This is a genomic window from Streptomyces bohaiensis (assembly GCF_012033785.1).
Taxonomy (GTDB): Bacteria; Actinomycetota; Actinomycetes; order Streptomycetales; family Streptomycetaceae; genus Streptomyces; species Streptomyces bohaiensis.
Genome location: NZ_JAAVJC010000265.1, coordinates 1 through 6,501, shown reverse-complemented (window position 1 = coordinate 6,501; position 6,501 = coordinate 1). Strand labels below are relative to the sequence as shown.

Here is a 6,501-nt window from a genome sequence, read left to right as displayed (position 1 = left end):
GGCCCGCGGCGCGCGCCGGGCGACGACCTCGTCGGGCACCGGGAGCCGGGCGACCTCGTCCGGTCCCGGCCGCCGCTCGCCCGTCTCGCGGCCCCGGCGCGTGCGTCGTCGACGTGCCGGGAGGCGGCGGCTAGCCGGCGTCCTTGAGGATCTGGTCGCCGTAGTCGACGATCTGCTCCTCCTGCGGCGCGCGGAGCGGGAACTCCTCGTTCCACTCGGCCATCCGGATCTCGCCCGCCTCGCCGCCCCGCTCCAGCCGCAGCGGGTAGGGGTCGCCGACCAGGGCGACCTCCAGCACACCGCCGGCGCCCTCGTCGGCGACCACGCTGATGGTCCGGACGTTGTTGAACATGCCGCGATCGCCGGTCTCGCGCGTACCCTCCAGGCCGAGCAGCAGGTCGAGCATGAGCGCCTTGTCGGTGAAGCCGCTGAGCTGCTCGTACGAGGGGTCGTCCGCGGGGACCTTGACGTACATGCCCTCCAGCGTGCTGGAGGGGTCGATGTCGCGTTCCGCCTCGTCCTCGGACTGCTGGTACCGCCAGAACGCGGCGTCCGCCTTGATGAACAGCTCGTCCTCGACGCGGAGCAGCTCGAAGGTCGCCCCCTGGGTGGAGACCTCGCCGACGCCGCCGTCCGGGCCCAGCCGCATGTCGAGCCGGAAGCCGGCCTCGCCCGCGATGACCGAGCCGGAGAGCCGGAGCGAATCGGCCTGCGAGGCGGCCTCGAAGGCGCGCTCCTCGATGGTCGCGGCCGGCAGCGAGGCGAGTCCGTTGGTCCCCTCGTCCGGGTCCGGCGGGGGTTCCTCCTCGCCGCCGCATCCGGTGAGCAGACCGGCTCCGGTCGCGCAGATCAGGCCGCTCACCAGCAGCTCGCGAAGGGGGTGCCGCCTTCCGGCTCGGGGGGTCACGGGGGCTGCCACTCCTCGGTTCACGGTGTTCCGGACGTGCCGGGCGACCGCGTCCGCCCCGGGGCGCGCCGAGGCTCGCCGCCGGGTTTCCCACGGGCGGTCACCAGCAGGTGAGCGGCAGCGTACCCGGCGGGTGGGCGACGCCACAGGGCCGGTCCCACCGCACGGCGTCGGCGCCGTACCATCAGTGACATGGCTACCGACACGACCGCCGCCGGAACCACTCCCACCGAGGACGCGGTGCGAGCCGCGCTCGCCACGGTGAACGATCCGGAGATCCATCGGCCCATCACCGATCTCGGCATGGTGAAGTCGGTCGGGATCACCGCGGACGGCGCGGTGACGGTCGGGGTCTACCTGACCGTGTCGGGCTGCCCGATGCGGGAGACGATCACCAGCAACGTGCAGGAGGCGGTGCGCGGGGTCACCGGCGTCACCGCCGTGCAGGTCGAACTCGACGTGATGAGCGACGAGCAGCGCAAGGAGCTCGCCGCCTCGCTGCGCGGCGGGCAGGCCGAGCGGGAGGTGCCGTTCGCACAGCCGGGTTCGCTGACGCGCGTGTACTGCGTCGCGTCCGGCAAGGGCGGCGTCGGCAAGTCCTCGGTGACGGTCAACCTCGCCGCGGCGCTCGCCGCCGACGGGCTGAAGGTCGGCGTGGTCGACGCGGACATCTACGGCCACTCGGTGCCGCGGATGCTCGGCACCGACGGCCGCCCGACCCAGGTCGAGAACATGATCATGCCGCCGTCGGCGCACGGTGTGAAGGTCATCTCGATCGGGATGTTCACCCCGGGCAACGCGCCGGTGGTGTGGCGCGGGCCGATGCTGCACCGTGCGCTCCAGCAGTTCCTCGCCGACGTCTACTGGGGCGATCTCGACGTGCTGCTGCTCGACCTGCCGCCCGGGACGGGCGACATCGCCATCTCGGTGGCGCAGTTGGTCCCGAACGCGGAGATCCTGGTGGTGACCACGCCGCAGCAGGCCGCGGCGGAGGTGGCCGAGCGGGCCGGGTCGATCGCGGTGCAGACGCACCAGAAGATCGTGGGCGTGGTGGAGAACATGGCCGGCCTGCCCTGCCCGCACTGCGACGAGACGGTGGACGTCTTCGGCAGCGGCGGCGGCGCCCGGGTGGCCGAGGGGCTGACCCGCACCACCGGCGCCGAGGTGCCGCTGCTGGGGCAGATTCCCATCGACGTCCGGCTGCGGGAGGGCGGCGACGAGGGGAAGCCGGTGGTCCTCTCCGACCCCGACTCGCCCGCCGGGACGGCGATCCGCTCGGTGGCCTCGGCGCTGGGCGCCCGGCAGCGCGGGCTGTCCGGGTTGTCGCTGGGCATCACGCCGCGCAACAAGTTCTGACCGGCTCCCCCGCCCGTCGCGGGGGCTCCGGGCCCGGGTGCGTCCCGGTGGTGACATGACAAGGCCGGCGCCGTTGGCGCCGGCCTTCGTCGCACCGGTTCGCTCGGGCGGAGCGCCGCGGGATGCGCGGATGCCCGCCGGCCCGGCCTCGGCCGCCCCCAGCGGTGCCGGGGGCGCCTCCCGCCCGGTGGGACCCGGGCGGGCGGGGTCGGGTCAGGTGTAGCTGTGAATGTCCTGGACCACGGCGAAGCCGAGGCCGTAGGCGCTCATGCCCCGGCCGTAGGCGCCGATGTGCTGGCCGTCCCCGGCCGCACCGGCCAGCACCCAGCCGTACTCCGACTCCCGGTAGCGGAAGTCGGTCGGGGTGCCGTCGACCGGCAGGGACAGTGTGGACCAGCCCTCGCCCTGCAACTGGTCGGCGAGGTCCCACGCGATGCTCGTCTGCTGCTCCAGCCAGTCCTGGCGCAACGCGCGTTCCATGTGCGTCGGCCAGGTCCGGGAGAGCAGCCCCGATCCTGCGAGCCAGGCGGCCGAGGAGACCGAGGTGGCCTCCAGGACGCCGGTGCCGTCGGGGCTGCGCCTCACCGGGCGGGTCGCCACGGTCACCACCACGGCGAAGCGCTGATCCTCCGGGCCGAGCTCGGCCAGGTAGGACGGCTCGTCACCGTGGCCGGTCGAGCCGTGCTCCACCGAACCGTCGGTCGCCGCCGCGACCTGCATGAGCCAGCGCGGCCCGCTGAATGCCTCGTCCAGTCCGTACCAGGGGAAGTCGGCACTCAGGTAGCCGTCCACCGCTCGTCGGGCACCCGGCACCCCCTGAGTGGTGTCCGGCCCGGTCCGACTCGTCGTCTCCATGTGCGGACGCCTCCTCCTCACGTGTGCCCAGGGGGAGCCCCGGGACACAGCGAGGATAGCCACCCGCCCCACGCGCGGCGGGGAAGCCCGGAAACCCGGCGGAGATAAATACCCCAAATGCGATGGAATGCCCGGTCAGGTGGCGTCCATGTCGAACGGCGGTGCGATCGCCGAGGATCGGGCCGGGGCGCTCGCCGGGGTCGTCGGCGCCGTCTTGTCGAGCTGCACGCCCCCCTGGTGGCTGTCGTTGACCGGCGCGGCGTCCGCGTGCATCTCCGCCTCCGAAGCGAAGCCCTTGTCGAGCTCCACCGGGTCCCCGGGGGACGTCGAGCTGCCCGTCACGCTCCGGCCGTCACCGGTTTCCCCGTCGGTCCCGCGCGCCGGCGAGGCCGGACGGGTCCGACCGTTGATCGCGTCGGTGGCCTCGGTGAGCTCCTTGCGGACGTCCAGCGAGTCGCGGACCTCGGTGAGCTCCTTGCGGACGTCGAGCGAGTCGCGCAGTTCCCGCAGCCCCAGTTCGTCCTTGCTCAGCAGGTGCTTCTGGGCGAAGCGCTTGGGGTGGAGGTCCTCGAACTCGAAGTCCTTGAACTCCGGCCCCAACTCCGACCGGATGTCACGCTTGGCGTTGTCCGAGTAGGCGCGGACCTTCTGCAGAAAGGCCACGGCGTCCTGGATGAGCTTGGGGAGCTTGTCCGGGCCGAAGAGGAGAATCGCCAGGATCAGCAGAATGAGGAAATTGAGCGGTCCGATATCGAAGAACAACTGTCAGCTCCCTCATGCGGAAGAAATCCGGCGAGAGCAACGGTACCCCGCTCGGCGGCCCCGACGGGAGGGGCGGTCACTCGGAGGTCGCCCGTCCCAGTTCCACCTGCACCGTGCGCTCCGCGCCGTCGCGTTCGAGCGTGATCTCCAGCACGTCCCCCGGACGATGGGATCGCACCTTCACGATCAGCTCGTCGCTGCTGCGGACCCGCGCCCCGTCCACGCCGATGATGACGTCGCCGTCACGGATGCCGGCGCGGGCGCCGGGGCCGTCGGCGAGCACCCCGGACTCGCTGGTGCTGCTGCCCACCAGGGCGCCGTTGCCGGTGAACCCGAGGTCGAGCTTGACGCCGAGGACGGGGTGGGTGGCGACACCGGTGTTGATCAGCTCCTCGGCGATGCGCTTGGCCTGGTTGACCGGGATGGCGAACCCCAGGCCGACGCTGCCGCCCCGGGACTCCCCGTCCGCGTCGGGGCCGCCGGGGGTGCGGATGGCGCTGTTGATGCCGATGACGTGGCCGCTCTGGTCGACCAGCGGCCCGCCGGAGTTGCCGGGGTTGATCGGCGCGTCGGTCTGCAGCGCGTTGACGTAGCTGATGTCGGAGCCGTCCCCCTCGCCGCCGGCGGTGATCGGGCGGTCCACGGCGCTGATGATGCCGGCGGTGACCGTTCCGTCGAGGTCGAACGGGGAGCCGATCGCCACCACGGAGTCACCCACCCGCACCGCGTCCGAGTCGCCCAGCGGCAGCGCGCTCAGGCCGGAGACCCCCGTGACCTTGACCACCGCGAGGTCGTACCCGCTGTCCGAACCCACCAGTTCGGCGCGGACCGCGTCGCCGTTGTGGAACGAGACCTGTATCCGGCCGCCGTCCCGCGCCGGCCGGACCACGTGCTCGTTGGTGAGGATGTGGCCCTCGTCGTCGAGGACGAACCCCGTCCCCGTGCCACCGGAGCCACCACCGCTGGAGTAGAGCGTCACCACGCCGGGCAGCGCACCCTCCGCGATCGCCGCGACGGTGCCGGGCTGGCTGACGCGCTCCTGCTCGGTGGCCTGGGGCAGCCGCACCTCGCTGAAGCTGCCGCCGCGCTCCAGCTGGACACCGACGACACCACCCACGCCACCGGCGACCAGGGCGACGACCAACGCGCCGACGACCAGCGTCGCCGGTCGCGCCCGGCGACCGGATGCCTCGGGCTCCGGCTCCCACGGGCCCGGCCCGTACGGCGCGGAGGGGCCCCTGAGCGCCCCGGGCGGCGCGCTCACCGGTACTCCGACAGCCGGCGCCCGATGCCCAGCAGGGCGGCCCCCGCGGCGCCGCCGGCGAGGACGAACGCCCCCTGCGGCAGGCCCTCCAACCGGGCCCGGCCGGTGTCCACCGCCGCCGCGAACCGCTGACGCTCGTGGTGGAGCGCGGCCTCCAGCGCCGCGTCGAGCCGGTCGAAGGACTCGCCGGTGGAACCCGGCCCGCCGGTCACCCGCTCCACCGCCTCCTCGTACGCACCCGAGTCCTCCGCGGCCATCGCCGCGGCGTTCCGCTCCCGCCACTCCTCGGCGTGCTCCGCCGCGGTCCGCAGCAGGGCGCGGCCGGTGTCGTCGCCGGCGGCGGCCCCGGCCCGCGCCACCAGCCCGCCGGGTTCCCCGGGCGGTCCGAGCACGGTCGCCATCCGGGCGCGGTAGCTGTCGTTGAAGGAGGTGCCCGCGCCGCGCGCCACCAGTGCCAGGCTCTCGTCGCCGCGGGCCTGGAGGCTCTCGGTGTGGATCTCGGTGAGCAGTTCCAGCGACCGGGTCCCGGTCCGCTCCGCTGTGGCCAGCGGGGCCGCCGACAGGGTGTGGGCGACCGCCAGCCAGCCGAGCAGCAGGCCGGTGATCGCGGTCGCGGCCAGCAGCGCGGGGTCCAGTACCCGGTTGGTGCGGCGGTAGTGCCGGTACTGGCTCCAGCCGAGCACCCCCAGCACCAGCACGCCGCAGGTCAGCGCGGCCCAGGGTCGGGCACGTGCCCCGGCCAGTTCCTCGTGCAGCCGCCCGTGCTCCAGCGCGTGCAGCCGTTCCGCGGCGGGCAGCAGCTGGTCCTGCATGCGGGCGTCGGCGTACCGCAGGTAGGCGCCGCCCAGCGGGTAGCCCTGGCGGTCGTTGGCGCGCGCCGCCTCCACCAGGCCGGTGTAGACGGGAAGGTGCTCGGCGAGCACGGTGAGCTGCCGGCGGGCGTCCTCGGAGCCGCCCGCCGCGTGGGCGGTGGCCTCCAGCAGGCGGTGGGTGGCGTCGCGGATGTCGTCCTCGTACCGGTCCCGGGCGGGCCGGGCGCCGTCGTCACCGGCGAGGAAGCCGACCGCCGCGGTGGTGTTGGCGTCCGCGAGGGACCGGTAGAGCGCGGCCGCGTCGGCGCTCAGCGGCTGGCTCTCGTCGCGGACCGCCGTCGCGGTGTCGATCCGGGAGGACACCTGCCAGGCGGTGACCGTGCCGAAGGCGAGCACCAGCACGGCGAGGAGGGCGCCGATGACCCGGAGCCGTCCGGGTTCGGTCCGCAGCGCGGCCCGCAGCCGGGCGGCGCCCTCGACCAGCGCGGTCGGCCGCGGCGGGGGAGGCAGCGGGACGCGGCGGGCCCGCCGGCGGCGTGCCGGCG

At 74.1% G+C, this 6,501-nt stretch carries 6 protein-coding genes; 1 reads left to right on the top strand and 5 read right to left on the bottom strand.

Annotated features, from left to right (window positions below; genetic code table 11):
- Positions 1–130: 130 nt before the first annotated feature.
- On the bottom strand, positions 131–907 hold the full coding sequence (locus HCN52_RS20440) for a hypothetical protein (protein WP_312876803.1): 777 nt from the start codon (positions 905–907) through the stop codon (positions 131–133).
- A 192-nt stretch (positions 908–1,099) separates the two neighbouring features.
- Between HCN52_RS20440 and HCN52_RS20435 the strand changes: the two genes are divergently transcribed.
- Positions 1,100–2,263, top strand: coding sequence for an Mrp/NBP35 family ATP-binding protein (locus tag HCN52_RS20435; protein ID WP_168089920.1), 1,164 nt, complete (start codon positions 1,100–1,102; stop codon positions 2,261–2,263).
- A gap of 213 nt (positions 2,264–2,476) precedes the next feature.
- On the opposite strand, the gene HCN52_RS20430 is transcribed toward HCN52_RS20435, so the two are convergent.
- The 4 genes from HCN52_RS20430 to HCN52_RS26235 form a co-directional block, all read right to left on the bottom strand.
- A complete protein-coding gene (locus HCN52_RS20430) occupies positions 2,477–3,118 on the bottom strand; it encodes a hypothetical protein (protein WP_168089919.1) in 642 nt (213 codons plus the stop codon).
- Between the two features lie 135 nt (positions 3,119–3,253).
- Entirely contained in the window at positions 3,254–3,880 is a 627-nt protein-coding gene (locus tag HCN52_RS26445) for a sec-independent translocase (protein ID WP_168089918.1), read from the bottom strand.
- 76 nt (positions 3,881–3,956) lie between these two features.
- On the bottom strand, positions 3,957–5,144 hold the full coding sequence (locus HCN52_RS26240) for a S1C family serine protease (protein WP_376767170.1): 1,188 nt from the start codon (positions 5,142–5,144) through the stop codon (positions 3,957–3,959).
- Positions 5,141–6,501: GlnX family signal transduction membrane protein (locus HCN52_RS26235; protein ID WP_312876802.1), on the bottom strand; the 1,361-nt coding region annotated here is incomplete at its 5' end. The genes HCN52_RS26235 and HCN52_RS26240, both read right to left, overlap by 4 nt.

Coding starts and splice junctions, on each gene's coding strand:
- HCN52_RS20430 (WP_168089919.1), bottom strand. CDS start 3,118: ATGGAGACGACGAGTCGGACCGGGCCGGACACCACTCAGGGGGTGCCG.
- HCN52_RS20435 (WP_168089920.1), top strand. CDS start 1,100: ATGGCTACCGACACGACCGCCGCCGGAACCACTCCCACCGAGGACGCG.